The following is a 19,296-nucleotide window of genomic DNA, read 5'->3' on the forward strand; positions in this document are numbered from 1 at the left end:
CGCCGCGCCCCTCACACCACGTCGGACACCCGGGTCAGGTTGGTGCGCTGCCAGTCGTGGTCGCCGAGTGCGCGGGACAGCAACTGGATGTTGCCGTTCGCCGCCGTGTACGTGATCTGCAGGCGACCGCCGCCCAGCCACACCGACAGCACGCTGCGCCCCACCGGCGGCATCCCGTCGATCTGCACCCGCTCGGCCTGCCACGTGTCGCCGTCGCCGGTCAGCTCCCACAGCCCGCCGTCGAAGTCGGCGAAGACCAGCAGCCAGCCGTCGGGTGCCCCGTCCGCGCCGGGCACCCGCTGCACCGCCGACGCGCTGCACTCGGGCAGGCCGAGTTCCGCGGTCAGCGACCGGGTGTGCCAGGCGCCGTCGTCGCCGACGGCGTACATCCGGATGTCCTGCCGGTGGTCGAGGCCGAACACCCGGTGCCGTTCGCCGGCGCGGTGCTCGCCCCACACCGGCATCATGGTCAGCGGCAGCGGGTTCTCCGCCTGGGTGGCCCAGGTCAGCGACATCTGACCCCAGCCCTCGGGGCCCTCCCACAGCATCCGCAGGTGCTCCTCGGCGTCCCGGTAGACGATCACGTCGAGGCCGGTGACGCCGTCGACGTACCCGTAGGGGGTGCCGTCGGCGGCGACCGCGCCCTCCACCGACACGTCCTGCCAGACCCAGCCCTCGCCGGGCGCCTGGGACAGCCGGATCGTCCGGCCGTCCGTGGCGCTGTACACGACCCGCTGCGTGTCGCCGTTGCGGTAGGCGTTCGGGCCGTACCGCACGGCGGGCGGGCCGCCGCTGTCCTGCGTCAGGTCACCCCACCACCACTGGCCCTGGTCGTACCAGATCTGGTAGATGTGGCCGCCGTCGCCCGCGTAGACGTACGAGGGCACGCCGTCGTGCGCGAAGAACGGCGACGGGGAGCTGCCGCGGGCCATCCGGGGCGCGCCGACGTCCGCGGTGAGCCGCGTCCACGTCCACCCGTCGCCCTCGGGGTAGTGCACCACGAGGTGCCGCTCGCAGTCGGAGTAGGCGACGTGGTCCACCTCGGGCAGCACCCGGATGCCGACGCCGTCGGTGAACGGCAGCCGCCCGTACATGGCGAACAGGCCGTTGCGGTCGTCGGACTTGGGCACCCGGTACCAGCTCGCGTTGCGGTGCATCACGTTGCCGCTCTTGCCGTGGTTGAGACCGAACGCGTGGCCGATCTCGTGCGTGGCGACGTGCCGGAAGTCGGGGCCGTGGAGGTCGACGTCGAAGTACCCGTGCGCGTCCCAGTTGATCTTTCGGTTGAAGATGACCGGAAGCTGGCCGCCCGCATCCGGCCAGCCGGGAGCGGCGCCCCACTTGGTCACCGCGTAGACGGTCCGGAACCAGCCGGTGTCGTGGAAGACCGGGTCGTCGCCGACGGAGAAGACGATGTCCGCCTCGGCCGGGTCGAAGACGCGGGTGAACTCGAACGGCCCGTACCAGTTCTCGCCCAGCACCTCGCGCCACACGTCGAACGACACCTGGATCAGCTCGTGCTTCAGCGCGTCGGTGAACTCGTCCCGGCCGTACGGCATCGTCATGTCACCGAGGTGGTAGGTCAGGTTCGTGTGCCGGAAGTGCCCGCCCTGGAGGACGAAACCGGTGGTGGTCGTCCGGTCCGGGGTGCCGCAGCCCGGTGCGGTCAGGTGAGCGGCGGTGACGGCGTCGGGCCGCCCGGTCACCGGCAGCTCGTGGAACGTCTGGTACGCCCGGATCGCCGCGCCCAGCCCGGTGGTGGGGGCGAACCCCGCCTCGGTGAGCAGCGTGGCGACCGCGTCCAGGGGCAGATTCGCCACGTCCGGCCGGATCAGCGACACCGTGCCGTCCACCACGTCGCCCACGTGCGCCGTGCCGTTGGCGGTGACCGCCACCGCGTACGGGGCGTGGCCGGTGGTGATCGGGTCGAGCGTGCGCGGCGCGTACGGGTTTGTGGTGTCGACGAGCTGGACGCCCTTGTCGGTGGCGAGCCAGGCCCGGGACAGCCCCGGCACGGCCGCGAGGTCGCGGACGCCGGCCGCGGTACGCACCTCGCCGAGCCGTTGGCCGGTGTCCGGATCGTGCACGCCGAAAAGCGGGTGCACAGTGCCGCCGCCGAGCGAGCCGACGTAGATCATCCCGTCGTGTGCGACCGCCACCCCGCCCGGCTGGAGGTGGGCGGGTTCGATCGGCGCCACGGTGAGCGTCCCGTCCGGACGCACCACGGCGAGCGCGTCGTCGGCCGGCACGAGGCCCTTGACGTACAGCGCCGCGTAGACGGTGCCGTCCTGGGCCACCGCGAGCCGGTTCGGCGCCGACGGCAGCGGCACGACGCGCCGCTGCGTGGTGTCCGCCAGCTCGATCACGTGCAGGCGCTTGTGCGCCCAGTCGGCGGTGTAGAGCAGATCGGCCACCGGATCCACGGCGATCGCGATCAGCCCGAAGCCGATCGGGATGTCGGTGACCGTCCCGGTGGCCAGGTCGCAGCGGGAGACGCTGTAGCTCTGCACCCCCCGGTTCATCACGTACGCCTGCCCGCGTCCGGGGTGCCAGGCCACCGCGCGGGGCTCGTGACCGACCGGCAGGGACGGGCGGACCGGGGCGAGGGTACGCGGGTCGAGCACGTGCAGCCGGCCGGCACCGGACGCGGGGTAGTGGGTGACGAGCAACGCCGTGCCGGTGTCCGTGATGGCGTGCACCGAGCCGGGGTCCGCGGCGGTGCCGAGGGCGACCTGGAGCTGAGGTGGTGGTGTGGGAGCGGGAGTGGTCATGACGTCCTCCACTGGACGTGAACGCTTCGCCACCCACCGTATGACTGTGCGCCTGACCTGCGGATTCTTCGTCGTTGATCCGGCAGTGTCGATGTGCGTGCCCTTGCCGAGAATCGTTCACGAGCGTAGGAAGAACACCACCGTCCGATGTCGAAGGAGACACGCGTGCCCACCCCCAGACGGCTCCGTCTCGCCGTGTCCGCGTTGGTGACCGCATCGGCCGTGCTGCTCGGCTCCGGTGCCGCGGCGGCACCGTCCGCGCCTCCCCCGCCGGCCGGGCAGCGGTCCTGCGAGCCGATCGATCCGGCGGCCTGCCTGCTGCCGTTCCCGAACGACTACTTCACCGTCCCGGACCGCAGCACCCCGACCGGCAAGCGGGTCCGGTTCGCGGCCTCCGCGATGCCCGCCAACGTGCTCGGCGTGCCGATCGACCCGGCCGAGTGGAACCGGCAGGACGGCTTCAGCCCCGGCTCGCCGATCCTGGCGCGCGTACCCGGCCTCGACACCGCGCGGACGCGGATCGCGCCGGTCACCGACGTCGGCCGCTCGCTGGCGCCGGACGCGCCGATCGTGCTGCTCGACGCCCGCACCGGCCGGCGTACGCCGTACTGGGCCGAGCGGGACGCGCACGCCGCAGGCAGCCCGGACCGGCAGGTGCTGATCATCCGGCCGGCGGTTGCGCTGACCGAGGGCGCCCGCTACGTCGTCGGCCTGCGCGGCATGCGCGACGGCGACGGTGCGCTCATCCCGGCGCCGAAGGCGTTCCGGCGGTACGTGACCGGCGCCGGCCTGGAGCGTCGGGACCCGCGCGCACCGCAGATGAAGCGGATCCTCGCCGACCTGAGCCGGGCCGGGTTCAAGCGGCACAGCCTCTACCTGGCCTGGGACTTCACGGTCGCCAGCCGGCAGGGCCTGACCGGGCGGATGCTGGCGGTCCGGGACGGCGCGTTCGCCGCGCTCGGCCGCAGCGCGCCCTCATTCACCGTCACCCAGGTCACCGACTACACGCCGGAGCAGGATCCGCTGATCGCCCGGCAGGTGACCGGCACCGTCGCCATACCGTCCTATCTGACCGGTGACGGCGGGCCGGGCTCGCGGCTGCACTACGGGCCGCCCGGCGGCGACGGCACCCCGCCGACGCGCGACGCGCTGCCCACACCGTCCGGCACGACAGTGGCGGCCGACTTCGTCTGCAACATCCCGCGCAGCGCGTCCGCCGCGCGACCCGCGCACCTCTCGCTCTACGGCCACGGCCTGCTCGGCCGGCCGACCGAAATCAACGCCGGCAACGTCAAGACCATGTCGCAGACGTACGACTTCACCTTCTGCGCGACGAGCTGGATCGGCATGGCCGCCGCCGACGTCCCGTACGTGGCGGGAGCCTTTACCGACCTCAGCGCCTTCCCGGCGGTGGCCGACCGGCTCCAGCAGAGCTTCCTGAACTTCCTCTTCCTGGGCCGGACGATGATCCACCGCAACGGGTTCGCCGCCCATCCGGCGTTCCGCGACGCGGCCGGGCGGCCGCTGATCGACGTGGCCGGCGGGCTGCACTACGACGGCAACAGCCAGGGCGGCATCAACGGCGGCGCGCTCACCGCCATCGCCCAGGACTGGACCCGCTCGGTGCTCGGCGTGCCCGCGATGAACTACTCCACGCTGCTGCAACGCAGCGTCGACTTCGCCCCGTTCCAGACCGTCCTGGACGGCTACTACCCGGACAAGATCGACCAGCAGATCGTCCTCGGTCTGCTCCAGATGCTGTGGGACCGGTCCGAGGCAAACGGGTACGCCCAGCACATGACCGACCGGCCGCTGCCGCGCACCCCGGCGCACCGGGTGCTGATGCACGTCGCCTTCGCCGACCAGCAAGTCTCGACCGCCGCGGCGGAGGTCCAGGCGCGCACCATCGGCGCCCGCCTGCACACCCCGGCGCTCGCCCCCGGCTGGTCGCCGGACGTGCGGCCGTTCTGGGGCATCGAGCCGATCCGCAGATACCCGTACGCCGGCTCGGCCATTGTGGTCTGGAACAGCGGCGCGGCGTACGCGCCGCCGCCGACCAACCTCGCGCCCGCCGGACCGGAGTACGGCGAGGACTCGCACGAGTTCCCGCGCGCCCAGCCCGGCGCCCAGCGGCAGAAGGCGGTGTTCCTGCTCACCGGCAAGGTGATCGACGTCTGCGCGGGCGGGCCCTGCCCGTGACGTAGCCCCACCGGAGGCACGGCCGGCGCGAGCGGTTCGCGCCGGCCGTGCCTCCCGGGGCTCAGCCCCGGTGACCGGGGAGGGGGTCCAGGACCCGGGCGAGCCAGTCGGCCTGAGCCCGCCGGGCCGCGGCCGACACGCGCACGTGCGGGAACAGCGCCGCGAAACCATGGAAGCCGCCGGCCCACACATGCAGTTCGGCCTGGCCTCCGGCGGCCCAGATCCGGCTCGCGTAGGTGACGCCCTCGTCGCGGAAGACCTCCGCCGTCCCGGCGTCGATGTACGTGGGCGGCAGGCCGGACAGGTCCCCGGCGAGAGCGGGGGAGACGTAGGGGGAGACCTCCTCGCCGGTCCGGTCGCCGAGGACGCTGCGCCACCCGAACTCGTTCATCTCCCGGGTCCACACGCCGTCCGGGCCGGTGTACTGCCGGCTGGACGTGGTGTCGTTGCGGTGGTCGAGCATCGGGCACGACAGCAGTTGGGCGGCGACCGCCGGTCCACCGAGGTCGCGTGCCATCAGCGTGACCCCGGCCGCCAGGCCGCCACCGGCGCTGGCGCCGGCCACGACGACACGGCCGGGGTCGATGCCGAGGGCGGCGGCGTTGTCGGCCACCCAGCGCAGACCGTGGTGACAGTCGTCGACCGAGGTCGTGCCGGTGGCCTCCGGGGCCAGCCGGTAGTCGACGGTGACCACGACCGCGCCGAACCGGTCGAGCCACTCCAGCGGGATGTCGATGTTCGAGAAGCGGTCTCCCCACATCATCCCGCCGCCGTGGATCCAGTAGACGCAGGGCGCCCCGGCCGTCTGCGCGGCCGGGCTGATGACGGACAGCGGGATCGGCGTTCCGTCCGCGGCGGGGACGGTGACCTCACGCCGTCGCACCGCGCGGTCGCGCAGGTGGGTCTCGATCGGCGGCTCGGGGAGCCGGCGTACGAATTCGATCACCTCGGGGCCCAGTGGCGGCATGGACGGCAGGTCGGCCAACGCCGCGAGGAACTCGGGGTCGAGGTTGGGTCGAGGGGAGCTCATCAGAGGGGTCCTTCCGGTGAGGGGGTCGGGGCGGGGCCGGCGGCGGCAGCCGGTTCAGAAACGCGCCTTCCCGCCCACCGGAACCGCGTCCGTGTACGCCGACTCGCCGGCCAGCAGCGGCTGGAGCCTGGCGACGAGATCCTGGGCCTCCGCACCGGCGAAGAACCGGCGGTGAGCCTCGGCGCTGGTCCAGCCCTCGACGACGTGCACGACGTCGGGGTCGGAGGCCGACCGGGACACGAGGAAGACGAGGCAGTCCGGATGGGGCAGGGACGGCGCGCCGAGCAGCAGCCCGACCAGGTCGTCAGCCCTTCCCGGCCGTGCGGTCATGGTGGCGTGGAACCCGTGGCGGACGGTCATCGCGGTGCCTCCTGGATTGTCGTATCCGGGCTGGTCCCGGAAATCCGACTCCTCAATGGAAGCAGGATGAGCACGGAAAACGTTAGGTACATGCTCGCGAAGACTTGCCTGATCCTACTCAGCCTGCGAGGATCGGCCATGCTTTAATCGATGGGTGGATCTGGCTGAGCTGCGAGCGCTGCTGGCCCGTCACGCGCGGCCGGACATGAGCACCGCCATCGACGGCGTGCTGATCTCGAAGGTCGAGCGGCAGAGTCCGCCGGCCACGTCGATGTCGGGCACCGTCATGGCACTCATCGCCCAGGGGGCGAAGCAGATGGCGCTGGGCGACCGCGTGTACGAGTACCGCGCCGGGCAGTACCTCGTCGCGTCGGTCGACCTGCCGGTCACCGGCCGCTTCACCCGGGCCAGCGCCGACATGCCGGCGCTGGGGTTCGGCCTGGTGCTGCACCCGCCCACGGTCGCGGAGCTGCTGTTGCAGGCGGCGCCGGGCGACCTCCCGCCCGTGCCCGGCGCAGCGCCCTCGGGCATGGTGGTCAGCGACGCGCCGGACGAGCTCGTCGACGCGGTGATCCGGTTGCTGCGGCTGCTGGACCGGCCCCGGGACGTCGCGGTGCTCGCGCCCCTGGTCAAGCGGGAGATCCTGTGGCACCTGCTCACCGGGGAACAGACCGGGGCCGTCCGGCAGCTCGGCCTGGCCGACAGCAGCCTCAGCCACGTCGCCAGGGCGGTGCGGTGGATCCGTGACCACTATGCGCAGTCGTTCCGGGTGGAGGAGCTGGCCCGGCTGTCCGGGATGAGCGAGTCGGCCTTCTACCGCAACTTCCAGGCCGTGACGGCGATGAGCCCGATCCGGTTCCAGAAGCAGATCCGGTTGCAGGAGGCCCGGCTCCTGCTCGCCACGCATTCCCACGACGTCACCGGCGTGAGCGCGCGCGTCGGATACGAGAGCCCGTCGCAGTTCAGTCGTGAGTACCGCCGCCAGTTCGGGGTGCCTCCCCGCGAGGACGCCGCCCGCCTGCGCGGCACCGCCCCCGGCCGCGTGCCCGCGGTCGTCTGACCGCAGACGTACGCGACTCCGCCGCCGTCGCGCTCGTCCGGGCCACGAGGGACGGGCGGGGAAGGGTGACGGCCAGTAGGCGATCGATCGGAGAAGGGTTGTCCGGCGTCGCCGCTTCCACGGCGGCGCGGTCCATTTCGTGCACCCGGCGCAGATAGGCCCGAATGAGATCGTCCTTGCCGGGGAAGTGCCGGTAAAAGGTGGCACGGGTGACTTTCGCCTCGGCGACGATCTGGTTGTTCTCAGCATTCTCTCAGCCGGGCGTTCATGGGAACCGGTTGCGGGATTCGGGCACCTCGGATAGCGGCGGGAGGGTCGGTGTGACCATTCGCCGACGTTTCCCCATTCCGCTGACAGCGATTCCGCGCGTGCCCGATATTGGAGTCTCCGCCGGGCCTGCCGAAAGGAATGTCAGATGAATGCCGCACCGAAGCCGGAGACCGGAATGCCGACTGTCGTGCTCGTTCACGGGGCATTCGTGGACGGGGCGAGCTGGAACGGGGTGATCGCCGACCTCCGGCGCCGGGGCTACCCGGCCATCGCCGTCGCGAACCCGCTGCGCAGCGTGGCGGGGGACGCCGCCTACCTGCGTGCCCTCGTGGACAGCCTGCCCGGACCGGTAGTGCTCGCCGCCCACTCGTACGGCGGAGCGATCATCACCGAGGCCGCGGACGGCGCCGCCAACGTCCGGGCCCTGGTGTACGTCGCCAGCTTCAGCCCGGACGTCGGCGAATCGGTGGCCGACCTGAACGCGAGGTTCCCCGGCAGCCGGCTCGCCGACAACATCCAGGCGGTGCCGATCCCCGTGCAGGACGGCAGCGCGGACATGGACCAGTACGTCAGGCAGGAGAGCTACCCGGACTTCTTCGCCCCCGACGTCCCCCGTGAGACCGCCGCGGTGATGGCGGCCACGCAGCGGCCGGCCGCGGCGAACACGCTGACCGACAGCGTGACGCGGGCCGCCTGGAAGAGCATCCCGTCCTGGACGCTCGTCACCACCCAGGACCTGGCGATCCCACCGGACCTGCAGCGCTTCCTGGCGCAGCGGGCCGGGTCGACGACGGTCGAGGTCGACGCGTCCCACGCGGTGACCGTCTCGCAGCCGGCCGCCGTCGCGGACCTCATCGACACCGCGGCGCGCGCCGGCGCGCAGTAGCCGTCTGCGGCCGGCATGCCAATGTCCTAGGACGCTCTAGGGGGTGTGCCGACCGTCGCAGCGAGCGTCGCCGGGTTGGTGGACATCCGCCGGACACACGCGCGGTGATGCGATGGTTCGCGGTCACGCTCCGGTGTACGCGAACGCGGCCCAGTACCTCGGGTCGACGTAGGGGCGGTCGTCCGCCTGGCCGGGGGGATCGACATCGGGCAGCAGGGCGGCCAAGTCGGTCCGCGTGGCGGTGCGGAGCCACCGCTGGGCCCGGTTGAGTGCGACGGCAGGTTCGCAGCCCTCCTGGCACCACAGGCGGTAGAACGTGACCATCAGGTAGGTGGTGGCGAGATCGTCGACGGACCAGGCGGTTGCGATCACCCCGGCGAATCCGATCTGGATCAAGGCCGAGGGCAGGCCGACCGTCTCGTTGGGCAGCGCCGACCCACTGCGGTTGGTCTGACAGGCGGACAGCACGGCCAGACGGCGGCGGCTCGGCTTCAAGGTCCGCCGTAGCTCCTCGAGCGTGACCTGCCGGTCGGCGAAGTACAGCCTGCTGTCCATGATCGAATCAGGGTCGACGCTGCCATGGCAGGCGATGTGCCACACGGTGTGTTCATCAGCTGCCGCGTGGAACTCCGCCCACGTGCAGCCGTGCCGTGGCGACGTCGGCCGGCCGCTCCACCGGCGGGTGATCTCAGCAGTCTCCCGGCCGACATACCGAAGGTGTTCGCCGAGGCTCGTGCCGTGCCCATCAGGTACGTCGATGGCGAGCAATGTCTGCTCCGGGCCGGCGAGTCGTCGGGCAGTGTTGCGGCATCGCCGCAGGCTACGGACGTTCGGCGCGTACCGGATCGCCGAGAACTGCCCGACGTGACGCCACTCGGTGTCCTCGTCACCGGGGATCCCGGGCACTCCGGCAGCATGCAGCGGCAGGAGGCTGAGAAGGCCGACGGGCACCAGCGTGACCACCTGTCCCCTCGCGCTCCACAGAACGACGTCCCTGAGCCCTGCCTCCCAGAGTGCGCGAAGCGCCCCGGCCGTCCGGTCGACGCTTGGTACGTCGAGCGGTTCGATCTCGCGGAGCTCGGGCAGGAGTGGGCTCGTCCTCAAGGAGACGGCGCGACCGGATGCCGTCCCGGTCCCGGCCACCACATCACGGACCAGCTCGACGATCGTGGCGCGGTCCAGTTTGGGCAGGTCGACGTACTGCGGGTCGTGCCGTGCGGCGACCACGAGCGCGTACCCGCCGGCCTTCGCGGCGCCGAGGTAGACCAGGGCGCCGTCGTCGGTCTCGGCGGTGACGGTGTCGTAGTCGGCGAAGAGGGCGAGCGGGTCCGTTCCGGTCACCGCCGCGACGCGCCCGGCGACGTCACGGAGGTGCGACCACGACTGCCGTAGATCGGGGGACGAGAGCCGCGTCCGATCATTGAAGTCCTCGACGGCATGCCGGTACTCCTCCGCGAGGTCCGCCCGGCCGGCCGCCCGGAGACGCTGGAACACGGCAGCATCGTCCCGGCCGATTACTTCGGTCAGTCCGACCGCCCGGCCGGTCTCCAGCGCGAGCACCGCCTCCCGATATCGTCCGGATCGCGCCAGCCAGTACCCGGCCTCCTCGGCGTACTCCTGCGCGGCGGCGAGCACCCGCTGCTTCGCGCGTGCTCCGTATCGCGTGACGACGTCCTGGGAGGCCAGATCGACCAGGTACTGGTACGCCTCGGCGGCGTACCCGGCATCACCGGTGCCGACGGCCCACTCCGCCCACGCCACCGCCAGCCGAGCCCGAGCGGCGATGGTCCCGGTGACGTCCATCGACTCGCGCCACGCCCGGTGGCGGCGCTCGTCGTTCGGTGTGCCGGTCAGCGCGTCCCGGGCGGACAGCGCCTCGTGGAGCAGTAGGCGATCGTCTGCGTCAGGGCGGCGCCAGGGGCGGCAGCGGCCACGGACCAGGCGCACCGCTTCGCGTATGTCACCGGCGGCGGACGAAGCCCCGGAGGACATGGCCCGCCGTAACAGCAGCCTGGCCAGGGCGGCGTCCGCGACGGTGGTACGGCTCCACAGACGCAGGCCGGCGGCTCGGCCTGACCGGCACCATCTGATGCCTTCGTCGAGTCGATGCGGATGGCTGCCCGCCACTACGAGTCCGAGTGTGGCGAGGATCTGTGGCCGCAACGCTCGGGAGAGCCTGTCCTCCGCCTGCCTGCCGCTCGTCAGTTCCGCGACCGCCGCGCGGAGGTTCCCGTTCATCACGTGACGGCGGCCCCGTAGCAGACGTAGCAGACCGCGGCTGGAACCTGTGAGGTCGAGTCGGTCGATCAACTGATCGAGCGGCGCGGTGTCGTCGTGGGTCTCCGCCATGGCGAGGGCGGCTTCGGCGACAGCGAGGACGCGCCCCTCGTCCGACAGGGCAACGGTGGCGAGGTCCGGCACGTCGCCGGTTGTCGCGGGCCTTCCCCGGAAGACGCGCGGTGCCAGGACGGCCGGCATACCCGCCACGAGAACGGAGGCCGACCTGCTCCGCCCAAGAGCGGCACGAGTGTGGTGCAGCGCCCGCATCTCGGCGATCTCTCGGAAGCTGGCGTGATGCGCGGGCAGCAGGACGCCGAAGATGCGGTCCGCGACGTCGCGCAGCGCGGTGAGTAGCTCGTTCTCCTGCGGGTGACCGATGGAGGACTGGCGCTTCAGCACCATCAGGCACATGGTCACGTAACCGCGGGCCGTCGTCCTTCTGCTGCTGTCCTCGTCCACGTTCCGGGTGTCGACGAACGGATGGCAGCTCAGCAGATCCTCTATCGCCAGGTCGAGGTCGTCGAACACGCTGGCGACCAGGACCAGCTCGTGCAGACTCCACGACGTCCGGTCGAAGCCGTCGGTGCTCGGCCACTGCGGCGGCCGGGCCTGACGGTGCGCCAGCCACACCCGGCGAGCCGCGGCCGGGTTACCCCGCAGGTGGGCGTCCTTGTACGCCCAGACATACCGCTCGGCCCCGGCTATCCACCGCAGAGTGTCGTCAGGGCTGTTCAGGTCGTGCCTGATTCGCTGTCCCCTGGCCTCGTGCGCCCACGGCTCCTCGAAGGTCGCGTCGGTCGGCCTCCCGCACCTCGGGCACGGGTGCGGCCACGACCGGGGCGCCGGCACGTCGCCGGTGCCGCAGCCGTCGTTGCGGCACTCCCAACCCCGCACTGTCGCCTCGGGTGGTGCCAGGTATCCGTAGGAGGTACGTGGCGGGCGTCGAACCAACGGGGTGACCGTCCTCGTGTGCGTGGCCGGCATCGGCTGCCGGTCCTCGCCCCCTGCTGACGGACAGCTGTCCGTCAGCAGGGGGCATGGCATTCTTCCGACGACCGCCCAGCTCGCCGTTTCCGGACGACATGGTGCGGTGGCTCGACCTCTTCGGCCGGTACTCGTTCGACGTGCACGGCAGCGGGATCGACGACAGCAGCATGTGGGAACGCGTCGGGTCGCTGTACGGGTACGCGACAAGCGACCGGGAGGGCTTCCTGGCCGCCCTGGGCGACCTCGTCGCCGACGACCAGGGTGGCTTCGCGACCTTCGGTGCGGCCCGGCTCGTCTGGGAGATGTTCAGCGGGGACGCGCTGGCGATTCCCGCGGCGCTGCCGCTGATCGACGCGGGCATCGCCTTCAAGGCCTCCCGTGGGCTTCCGGTCGCCCTGCTCACCGGCTACGAGCAGCAACGACTCCAGCAGATCCGCGCACAACGCGGCTGAATCCGCAGTCGCGACGACGTCATCCGATCGCAAGGAGGAAATGAACACCGTGGAAGGACTAGTCTGCTTCGGGATCGTGGCCGCGTTAATCGGCTTCTTCGTCTGGCAGTTCATCGAGACGCGGAACGCCGTCGCGACCACGGTCGTCGACACCACGTGCGATCCAGCCCAGGCGATCGAGGCCGTACGAGAGGCGTTCGGCGGTTCTCGCAGCGTGCTGTGGACCGGCACGAGCGGCCCAGGAATGATCAACATGCGGCGACGTGGATTCCGGGGTGGTGTCACGATGTCGATCGACATCGAACCACATCCGGGCGGGGGTTCCCGGGTGGAGATGTGGGCGTCGAGAACGGTCGAGTACATGGGGATCCTGGTGAACTTCGCCGGTGTGGTCAACCGGCGGAAGACCGTTATCGCGCGGCTGCTGGCCGACGCGGAGAGCGCGAGGACCCAGGGCGGCGTCGGCCAGTGACACCGGAACCGTAGATCCCGCTCATTCGCGGAGAGCCGGAGGCCCTCCGCGAATGACGGCGTACTCGACCGGAGCGCCCGGCCGGTGCACCACCGCCGCCGTGCATCGGGGATGCGCGATGCTAGCCTGCCCGTCTGGTATGGACAGTCTCCTCGACCGGGTTCAAGAGTGGATCGATGACGGATGGTTCGGACGCCCGGCGTTCGCGGCACCACGCAACGTCCGGGGCCACGCTCGCCGCAGTCGTCGCGTCCGCGGTGCTCGCGCTGACGCCGCTCGCGCCGGCGGCCGGTGCCGGCGGCGTCAACGCGCTCGCGCCGGCCGCCCGCGCCGAGGGTGACCAGGTCAAGTACTACACGGTCGAGGCGGCCCACCAGGGCGAGCCGGAGAACCTCACCGAGATCGCGGAGCGGTTCCTGGGCGACGGCGCGCGAGCCGCCGAGCTGTTCGCCCTCAACACCGGCCGGATCCAGCCGGACGGCGCGACACTGACCGACGGCTCCCGGCTCCGGGCCGGCTGGGTGCTCGTACTGCCGTGGGACGCGTACGGCGGCGAGGTCCGCCAGGGCGTCCCGCCGGCCGCGAAGCCGGCACCCGGCGCGTCCACGCCGGCCGGGCGGCAACCCGCCGCCGACGGCGACGCGGCCGTCCGCCCGCCGAAGGGGTGCGGCACCGTCACGACGTCGCGCGCTACCTCGTCGTGGGCCGGTCCGCGCGTGGCCGCCGACCAGGCGTGGCCGCACAGCCGGGGCCGGGATCAGCTCGTCGCAGTCGTCGACTCCGGTGTCGCCGGCGGCCTGCCCTCGCTCGCCGGCCGGGTGACGACGGGCGTCGACCGGGCGACCGGTGGCGCTCGCGGTGACGCCGACTGTCTCGGCACCGGTACGGCGATGGCCGGGTTGATCGTGGCGCAGCCGGTGAAGGGGTCGACAGTGGCCGGGGTCGCACCGGACGCGGCGGTCATGCCGGTCCGGGTGGCCGGCCGGACTGCCGGGGCCTCGGCCGCGGCGAGCGTGGCGGGCATCCGGGCGGCGGCCGGCTCCGGCGCCTCCGTCATCGCAGTCGGGCCGCAGGTGGACCTCGGTCAGGCCGAGGTGGTGTCCGCCGTCAACGAGGCGGTCGACGCCGGCGTGGTGGTCGTGGTGGGCGCCGCGAGCGAGTCGGCGCCGCCGAGCCCGGACGTGTCGCTGTACGACGCGGTGCTGCGCGTCGGCGGGATCGGGGCCGACGGGGGTACGGCCGACGGCTACCGGTCCGGCGGCGTGGACGTGGTCGCGCCCGGCGTCGACGTGGCGAGCCTCGGCATCACCGGTGCCCGGCCGGTGAGCGGCACCGGCACCCACCTCGCCGTCGCGTACGTGGCGGGGCAGGCGGCGCTGATCCGGTCGGCGTTCCCCGATCTCGACCCGGCGCAGGTCAGCAACCGGGTGCTGAAGACCGCGAAGACCACCGGCGGCGTCGCGCCGGAGATCGACCTGACGGCCTCCGTCACCGCCGTGCTGCCCGAGGAGGCGCCCCGAGCGCAGGCGGCCGAGCAGGCGGCCGGCTCCACGGGGATCGGCCGCCGGGCGGCGTTGTTGGCGCTCGCCGGGCTGGCGGCGCTCACCGCCCTGCTGCTGGGTCTGCGCGCACGCCGGTCGGCGCGGAGCGGTGCCGGGCGGCCGGAGGCGGCACCCGCCGGGGCCGAGGCGGCATCCCCGTCCGTCCACACCGGCAGGACGGACCTCGCCGCGACACGGACCGATCCGGCCGTGGCCGCCCCGGTCCCGACCGTCCGGACGGGCGCCGGCCCGGCCCTCGCCGGTCCGGCCGTCATCGGCCCGGCCCGAACCGGCCCGGCCGTCGTGGATGCCGTCGACACCGATGCCGATGACACCGTTGTCGATGACACCGCTCCCGACGACGCTGTTCCGGCTGGCACTCGGCCGGACGTGACGGCGGCGGTGGCGGAGTTGAGCCGCGACCCCGCGCTACGGCACCTGGCCGCCGACGAGGCGGGGATGGCGTACCTGGCCGAGACCCGGCCGGAGGCGCGGGAGAAGGCGCTCATCGGCCTGGTGCCGGGCATGGACGACGAGACGGTGGCCGCGCTGCCGGCGATGGTGACGGCGCTGCCCGGCACCGACGAGCAGGAGCAGTCGCTCACCGGCGTCCTGGTGGACGTCCGGCGTCACCTACGCGGCGACCCGCTCGCGCTGGACCGGGCGCTGGTGCGGGCCGGGAAGATCCGGTGGCAGTCCCAGCACGAGCTGGCCGAGCACGTCACGTCGTACGCGCAGCGGCATCCGGAACTGGCGCGGCTCGCCACCGCCATCGCCGAGACCCGCTGGTCGAGCGGCGCCGAGGAGCCGGTGCGGGGCACCTGATCAGAGCAGCACGAGTTCCCGGGCCAGCATGTCGGTCCAGGTGCGGCGGGTGAAGTTGCAGCCGGTGTGCGCCACGAACTGCTCCAGGGTACGTACCGGCCCGATGCCGAGCCGGTCGACCGGCGGGGTGTGCAGCATGTAGAGCACCCGGCGGCGGCTCAGCTCCTCGTAGCGGGCCCAGTCGGACTCGACGTGGTCGCTCCAGTGCCGCGGCCTGTCCTGCCGGATGTAGTAGTGCCAGGTCAGCACCTCGGTGGGGTGGAACAGGTCGTAGCCCCACGTGTAGGCGCGCAGGGCAAGCGTGATCTCCTCGCCGTGGAAGTAGATGCCCGGGTCGTAGGGCACGTCGGTGACGAACGAGCCGGGCGCGAAGAGGAACCCGGCGGCCAGGAACAGTGCCGGCTTGGGCGGTACGCCCGGCGCGGCCCCCTCGATGAGGCGCTGACCGAAGACCGGTACGCCGAACGTGGTCCAGTCGCTGACGACGATCTCGGCGGGCACGCCCGCGCAGGTGAACTCCTGATCGGGCTCGTAGCTCGCCGGGTAGGCGGTCAGGACCGGCTTCGCCGCACCCGTCTCCCGTGCCATCCGGATCATCCGTACGTCCCAGTCCGGCGCGAACCGGGTGTGGCTGTCCACCTGCAACAGCCAGTCCTCGCCCCGGTACCGCTGGAACGTCTTGTCCCGGGCCCAGCAGGCGCCGCGGCTGTCGCGGGCGTCGTACTCCTGCACGTCCACCTGCGGCAGATCCCGGATGGCGGAGATGTCCTCGTCGCCGAGGTGCTGCCAGCACACCGCGATGCGGACGTCCTCCGGGCGCGCCGCCTTGGCCAGGCAGTCCAGCACCGTAGGCACCAGCTCCCGGTCCCGGTACGACGCGATCGCCACGAAGATCGTCATGCGTCCGCCTCCGCCTCCGCCGGGACGAGCGCGTACGACTGGAACAGCAGCGCCAGCGCGCGGTGCTCGTCGGCGGGGTCGGTGACCGGGAGCCGGTCGCCGCGCGACCGGATGTGGGCCAGGAGGTCCGGTTCCGGCGCCAGCCCGTACGCCTGGAGGTAGTAGCCGACGGACTCGGGCCAGAGCCAGCGCCCGTCGGTGCGGTAGGTCATCGGCACGACCTGTCCGCGTTCGGGCTCCACCACGTCGAGCCCGCGCGCGGTGGTGGCCAGCACCGGCGTTCCCGCGTCGAGGTACGCCGCCGCCCGGGCGAGGTCCGTGCCGGACAGCCGCTCGTGGCCCGGTGCGAAGCGTGCCCCGTCGTCGTCGACCTCGTCGAAGACGCGGGCGATCCGCGGCGGCTCCGCGTCCCGGTCGGCCCAGAGCAGCGCGCCGGACCGGCGGGCCGCGGCCGAGTAGGGCGGGAGCTTGTCGCCGGGGCGGTACACCTCGACCAGCGGGGCCGAGATCCCGGCCGCGGCGAGCGCCCGCATCACTGTCGCCGCCGTCCCGGCCTGCGGGCCGTTCGTCTCCAGCACGTAGACCGGAGCGGGCGGGATCACCGAGGCGGCCCACTCCGGAGCGATCCGCCATCCGCGCCACAGCGCCACCGCGCCGGGCTGCTGCCGCGCGGCGGCGACCGCGACCCGGTCGGTGTCGTCCATCAGGCCCTCGCGGCCGGTGAGATCGGCAAGCGGCGGCACCCGCCCGCCGAAGACACGCGGATTGGGTACGGCCGACGCGAACGTGAACGCCAGGTCGACCGGTCCGGGCGGCTCGGGAGGGGACACCGTGCCGGTGTCGGCGAGCCGCAGCCGCGCCTCGGCCAGCATCGCGTCCGGCACCCGGCCGCCGAGGTGCAGCAGCGCGGTGTGCAGCTGGTCCTGCTCCGTCATTCCGGGCCTCCTCGCGTTCTCGTCGGCGGGCGTCGGCGCATTCGACCACGGCGGCCGACGGGAGCGCCGCGTGGAGCCGGGGCCCGTGCCCGAAGGACACCGCGACCCGAGGCGTTCGTGCACCCGCTCAGAGCGGCGCCCCGGTGCGTACCAGCGCGGCGAGCGCCCGGTGGACGGCGACCGCCCCGGCCGGCGACGGCGGGTCGGCGCGGCACCGGCGCAGGTGCCGCAGCAGACCCTCGTCGGCCAGCGCGCCCTCGTCGAGCAACCGGTCGGCCAGGCCGGCCGGCCAGACCCAGGCGCCGTCGGTACGCAGGTGCGCGGTCAGGGCGGGCGCGGACCGCAGGTAGGTGACGAACGGCGGGACCTCGTCGTCGTCGACCGGCAGCCGCGCTTCCCCGTCGGCGGCCAGGCGCACCTCGCCGGGCGGCTGCGGGGCCCGGATCAGCGCGGACCGGGACCGGGCCGCCCACTGGTACGCGGGCAGCGGCAGATCGGGCCGGTACACCTCGACCGGCGCGGCGTGCCCGGCGTCGGCGAGCGCCCGCTGCCCCCGCTCGGCGATCGCGGGCAGCTCGTCGTCGGGCGCCGTGGACTCGACCAGGTAGACGCGCACCGCGTCCACCGTGTCGTCCGGTCCCCGCGTGATCCGCCAGCAGCGCCACACCCCGGCGGTGCGCGCCGGGTCCAGCACGTCGAGCAGCACCCGGTCGAGGTCGTCCACGGTGCCGCCCGCTGTCTCGTCCACCACAAGCGGCGCGGTCGTCGCGTACAGCGGCAGGTCGGCGGGCGGGAACGGGACGAACAGGGCCGCCGGGTCGGCGTCCACGTCCTCGTCGGCCGCCGGGCCGGGCAGCAGCGGCGTCTCCGGGGGCAGCAGCGCAGCCAGCGCTGCGATCTCCGCCGCGGACTGCGGGAACGCGCCGAGCAGCCGTGCCGCGCAGGCGCCGTGGTCGCCACGGGCGAGCAGGGTACGCAGGCCGGCGAGGTCGCCGTCCGGGATCCGGCCAGCGGCGCGCAGGCAGAGCAGGTGCAGCAGGCCCGTGCTCATCGCGTCGCCGCCGTCTCGCGCAGGAAGGCGACGGCCAGGCGGGCCGGCGTGGCGCCGCCGGGGTTGACGAGCACGTCGCGGTCACCGGCCACGTCGGCCAGTTCCGCCAGGTCCAGCAGCCGCCATCCGGGGGCCGGAACCGGCTCCCGGTGGGGTTCGCCGGTGGCGAGCACCACGCACCGCTCGTCGTCGGGGGCGCGGACGACGAGTGGCCGGCCGTCGCCGTTCACGGCCAGGTGGAGGGTGGACGCGCGCAGCACCGACCGCAGGTGCGCCGGCTGCGCCGCACCGGCCGCGGCCAGGCGCAGCAGCGCGTCAACCGGGTCGGTGGGGGAGTCCGGGAAGTGCGGGCGGTAGTCCGGGCTGTGCCGGAACTCGCCCACCTCGCCGTCCCCGTCGACCTGCCACACCCCGAGGACCGCCTCGAACGGCGGCTCGTCGTCCGCGCCTGCCGGCCACTCCGGGTCGAGCAGGAACAGGAACTCGTCGTCGCTCATCCGCCCGCGTCCTCGTCCGCGTACTGGAGGGCGTGCCAGACGATCGCGGCGGCCAGCCGTACCGGCTCCGGGCCGCCCGGGTCGACCAGGAGGTCGATGCCGTCCGGAAGCAGCTCGGCCAGCTCGGCCGCCTCGACCCGGCGCCACTGCGGCGCGAAGGTGCGTGCGCGCTCGTCGGCCGAGGTGGCCACGACCACGCACCGCATCTCGTCGAAGGAGCGGACGACGAGGGGACGGCCGTCGCCGTTCATCGCCAGGTCGAGTGGGGAGGCGCGCAGCGCGGCCTGCACCTGCTCGACCGTGGCGTCGCCGCGCATCATCCGGCGCAGCAGCACGTCGAGCGGCTCGGCGTCGTGGGTCATGGTTCCTCCAGGTGGCGGCGGCCCGCCGTGACGGTACGGTCACGGCGGGCCGTCCGTCCGGGATCAGGCGAACGGGTCCGGTGCGGCCGGGACCGGCACCGCCGGCAGCCCTTCCCGCGCGGCGTACTCGTTGAGCCAGCGCTCCAGCGGCGGGCCGGACGGCGCCACCCACGGCTCCGCGCCGTTCTTGGGCACGACCAGCGGGCCCACCGCGAGCGTGTCCATGATGTTGCCGGTCTCGGTGGCCCGGACCGTGTTGAACGGGTACACCCAGCACCACTCGTACTCGGCCGGTACGTCCGGGGCGAGCAGCGTCAGCGGCTGCGCCGGGTTCTCCAGCCGGCGCAGCGCGGCCTGCGCCCGGGTGCGGGCGTCGTCGGCGTTCATCGGGTAGTCCTTCTCTGTCGATGGTGGTCGG

The 19,296-nt window shown here is 73.1% G+C and carries 17 protein-coding genes; 6 read left to right on the plus strand and 11 right to left on the minus strand.

Features of this window, described 5'->3' with window-relative positions; translation table 11 throughout:
- Positions 1-11 precede the first annotated feature (11 nt).
- Positions 12-2,771, minus strand: coding sequence for a matrixin family metalloprotease (locus GA0070562_RS05975; RefSeq protein ID WP_139135437.1), 2,760 nt, complete (start codon positions 2,769-2,771; stop codon positions 12-14).
- A gap of 165 nt (positions 2,772-2,936) precedes the next feature.
- On the opposite strand from GA0070562_RS05975, the gene GA0070562_RS05980 reads away from it, so the two are divergent.
- Entirely contained in the window at positions 2,937-4,970 is a 2,034-nt protein-coding gene (locus GA0070562_RS05980; protein ID WP_091418394.1) for a hypothetical protein, read from the plus strand.
- Positions 4,971-5,031: 61 nt separating this feature from the next.
- Here the strand turns inward: GA0070562_RS05980 and GA0070562_RS05985 are convergent, their stop codons facing one another.
- A complete protein-coding gene (locus GA0070562_RS05985; protein ID WP_091416547.1) occupies positions 5,032-6,000 on the minus strand; it encodes an alpha/beta hydrolase in 969 nt (322 codons plus the stop codon).
- 54 nt (positions 6,001-6,054) lie between these two features.
- The gene (locus GA0070562_RS05990) at positions 6,055-6,360 is read right to left on the minus strand and encodes a putative quinol monooxygenase (RefSeq protein WP_091416550.1); all 306 of its coding nucleotides are present in this window, start codon (positions 6,358-6,360) and stop codon (positions 6,055-6,057) included.
- Positions 6,361-6,514: 154 nt separating this feature from the next.
- Between GA0070562_RS05990 and GA0070562_RS05995 the strand changes: the two genes are divergently transcribed.
- Entirely contained in the window at positions 6,515-7,420 is a 906-nt protein-coding gene (locus GA0070562_RS05995) for an AraC family transcriptional regulator (RefSeq protein ID WP_091416553.1), read from the plus strand.
- Here the strand turns inward: GA0070562_RS05995 and GA0070562_RS30875 are convergent.
- The gene (locus GA0070562_RS30875; protein ID WP_091416556.1) at positions 7,323-7,652 is read right to left on the minus strand and encodes a TetR/AcrR family transcriptional regulator; all 330 of its coding nucleotides are present in this window, start codon (positions 7,650-7,652) and stop codon (positions 7,323-7,325) included. The genes GA0070562_RS05995 and GA0070562_RS30875 overlap by 98 nt on opposite strands.
- Positions 7,653-7,835: 183 nt before the next feature.
- On the opposite strand from GA0070562_RS30875, the gene GA0070562_RS06005 reads away from it, so the two are divergent.
- The gene (locus GA0070562_RS06005) at positions 7,836-8,576 is read left to right on the plus strand and encodes an alpha/beta fold hydrolase (protein WP_091416558.1); all 741 of its coding nucleotides are present in this window, start codon (positions 7,836-7,838) and stop codon (positions 8,574-8,576) included.
- Between the two features lie 123 nt (positions 8,577-8,699).
- Here the strand turns inward: GA0070562_RS06005 and GA0070562_RS06010 are convergent, their stop codons facing one another.
- Entirely contained in the window at positions 8,700-11,384 is a 2,685-nt protein-coding gene (locus GA0070562_RS06010) for a CHAT domain-containing protein (RefSeq protein WP_139135438.1), read from the minus strand.
- 509 nt (positions 11,385-11,893) lie between these two features.
- On the opposite strand from GA0070562_RS06010, the gene GA0070562_RS06015 reads away from it, so the two are divergent.
- The 3 genes from GA0070562_RS06015 to GA0070562_RS06025 all read left to right on the plus strand — a co-directional run bounded on the left by GA0070562_RS06015 (position 11,894) and on the right by GA0070562_RS06025 (position 15,133).
- The gene (locus GA0070562_RS06015) at positions 11,894-12,295 is read left to right on the plus strand and encodes a hypothetical protein (RefSeq protein ID WP_139135439.1); all 402 of its coding nucleotides are present in this window, start codon (positions 11,894-11,896) and stop codon (positions 12,293-12,295) included.
- A 40-nt stretch (positions 12,296-12,335) separates the two neighbouring features.
- On the plus strand, positions 12,336-12,767 hold the full coding sequence (locus tag GA0070562_RS06020) for a hypothetical protein (RefSeq protein ID WP_091416571.1): 432 nt from the start codon (positions 12,336-12,338) through the stop codon (positions 12,765-12,767).
- A gap of 176 nt (positions 12,768-12,943) precedes the next feature.
- A complete protein-coding gene (locus GA0070562_RS06025) occupies positions 12,944-15,133 on the plus strand; it encodes a S8 family serine peptidase (protein WP_254663743.1) in 2,190 nt (729 codons plus the stop codon).
- Here the strand turns inward: GA0070562_RS06025 and GA0070562_RS06030 are convergent, their stop codons facing one another.
- The 6 genes from GA0070562_RS06030 to GA0070562_RS06055 all read right to left on the minus strand — a co-directional run bounded on the left by GA0070562_RS06030 (position 15,134) and on the right by GA0070562_RS06055 (position 19,265).
- Complete coding sequence (locus GA0070562_RS06030) at positions 15,134-16,033, minus strand: GlcNAc-transferase family protein (RefSeq protein WP_091416576.1); 900 nt, start codon at positions 16,031-16,033, stop codon at positions 15,134-15,136.
- The gene (locus tag GA0070562_RS06035) at positions 16,030-16,968 is read right to left on the minus strand and encodes a hypothetical protein (RefSeq protein WP_091416580.1); all 939 of its coding nucleotides are present in this window, start codon (positions 16,966-16,968) and stop codon (positions 16,030-16,032) included. The genes GA0070562_RS06030 and GA0070562_RS06035 overlap by 4 nt, the downstream gene beginning before the upstream one ends.
- Positions 16,969-17,095: 127 nt before the next feature.
- Positions 17,096-18,019 (minus strand): hypothetical protein, encoded by a 924-nt coding sequence (locus tag GA0070562_RS06040; protein WP_091416583.1) that lies wholly within the window; start codon positions 18,017-18,019, stop codon positions 17,096-17,098.
- On the minus strand, positions 18,016-18,516 hold the full coding sequence (locus tag GA0070562_RS06045; RefSeq protein WP_091416586.1) for a type VII secretion system-associated protein: 501 nt from the start codon (positions 18,514-18,516) through the stop codon (positions 18,016-18,018). Before GA0070562_RS06045 ends, GA0070562_RS06040 begins: the two co-directional genes overlap by 4 nt.
- On the minus strand, positions 18,513-18,878 hold the full coding sequence (locus GA0070562_RS06050) for a type VII secretion system-associated protein (RefSeq protein WP_091416589.1): 366 nt from the start codon (positions 18,876-18,878) through the stop codon (positions 18,513-18,515). The genes GA0070562_RS06045 and GA0070562_RS06050 overlap by 4 nt, the downstream gene beginning before the upstream one ends.
- 63 nt (positions 18,879-18,941) lie before the next feature.
- On the minus strand, positions 18,942-19,265 hold the full coding sequence (locus tag GA0070562_RS06055) for a YrhB family protein (protein WP_091416592.1): 324 nt from the start codon (positions 19,263-19,265) through the stop codon (positions 18,942-18,944).
- Positions 19,266-19,296 lie beyond the last annotated feature (31 nt).

Source organism: Micromonospora tulbaghiae, from assembly GCF_900091605.1.
GTDB classification, from domain to species: domain Bacteria; phylum Actinomycetota; class Actinomycetes; order Mycobacteriales; family Micromonosporaceae; genus Micromonospora; species Micromonospora tulbaghiae.

What these genes read in the sequence shown, in the direction of transcription:
- GA0070562_RS06020 (WP_091416571.1), top strand. Translation starts at nt 12,336, where the DNA reads ATGAACACCGTGGAAGGACTAGTCTGCTTCGGGATCGTGGCCGCGTTA.
- GA0070562_RS05975 (WP_139135437.1), bottom strand. Translation starts at nt 2,771, where the DNA reads ATGACCACTCCCGCTCCCACACCACCACCTCAGCTCCAGGTCGCCCTC.
- GA0070562_RS06015 (WP_139135439.1), top strand. Translation starts at nt 11,894, where the DNA reads ATGGCATTCTTCCGACGACCGCCCAGCTCGCCGTTTCCGGACGACATG.
- GA0070562_RS06025 (WP_254663743.1), top strand. Translation starts at nt 12,944, where the DNA reads ATGACGGATGGTTCGGACGCCCGGCGTTCGCGGCACCACGCAACGTCC.
- GA0070562_RS06055 (WP_091416592.1), bottom strand. Translation starts at nt 19,265, where the DNA reads ATGAACGCCGACGACGCCCGCACCCGGGCGCAGGCCGCGCTGCGCCGG.
- GA0070562_RS06035 (WP_091416580.1), bottom strand. Translation starts at nt 16,968, where the DNA reads ATGACGGAGCAGGACCAGCTGCACACCGCGCTGCTGCACCTCGGCGGC.
- GA0070562_RS06005 (WP_091416558.1), top strand. Translation starts at nt 7,836, where the DNA reads ATGAATGCCGCACCGAAGCCGGAGACCGGAATGCCGACTGTCGTGCTC.
- GA0070562_RS05985 (WP_091416547.1), bottom strand. Translation starts at nt 6,000, where the DNA reads ATGAGCTCCCCTCGACCCAACCTCGACCCCGAGTTCCTCGCGGCGTTG.
- GA0070562_RS05990 (WP_091416550.1), bottom strand. Translation starts at nt 6,360, where the DNA reads ATGACCGTCCGCCACGGGTTCCACGCCACCATGACCGCACGGCCGGGA.
- GA0070562_RS06045 (WP_091416586.1), bottom strand. Translation starts at nt 18,516, where the DNA reads ATGAGCGACGACGAGTTCCTGTTCCTGCTCGACCCGGAGTGGCCGGCA.
- GA0070562_RS06030 (WP_091416576.1), bottom strand. Translation starts at nt 16,033, where the DNA reads ATGACGATCTTCGTGGCGATCGCGTCGTACCGGGACCGGGAGCTGGTG.
- GA0070562_RS06040 (WP_091416583.1), bottom strand. Translation starts at nt 18,019, where the DNA reads ATGAGCACGGGCCTGCTGCACCTGCTCTGCCTGCGCGCCGCTGGCCGG.
- GA0070562_RS06050 (WP_091416589.1), bottom strand. Translation starts at nt 18,878, where the DNA reads ATGACCCACGACGCCGAGCCGCTCGACGTGCTGCTGCGCCGGATGATG.